The 306-nt window shown below is 57.8% G+C and carries 1 protein-coding gene; it reads left to right on the top strand.

Annotation, left to right across the window (positions count from 1 at the left end):
• Nucleotides 1-306: hypothetical protein (locus tag PZH32_RS12600; RefSeq protein WP_275208589.1), on the top strand; the 306-nt coding region annotated here is incomplete at both ends.

The following is a 306-nucleotide window of genomic DNA, read 5'->3' as shown; positions in this document are numbered from 1 at the left end:
ACACTGACTACCGCAAGGATCCCTCCATTGCCTACAGCGACCAGGTGATTACGTTCACGGCGGTGATCGAGCTGGATCAGGCCACGGGGCAGCTCATCTGCACTGATATGTTTTATGGCTACCTGAACGATCAAGGTCAGAACGTGCGCTACAAGGATCAGTACACCGGCTGGGAGAACAAGGATGAGAACTGGGTGCCCACGGCGGCCGATTTCCCCGCTGCTGAATATGGACTGGCACCCCACCATCACCAACAAGGCCAAGCCCATGGACCTGAAGGTGCGCAAGACCAGCGTGCTCGACCGC

The sequence above is a fragment of the Adlercreutzia equolifaciens genome (assembly GCF_029076695.1).
Classification (GTDB): Bacteria; Actinomycetota; Coriobacteriia; order Coriobacteriales; family Eggerthellaceae; genus Adlercreutzia; species Adlercreutzia equolifaciens_A.
Note: the sequence above shows the minus strand (reverse complement) of the source record. Positions and strands in the feature narration are given on the sequence as shown.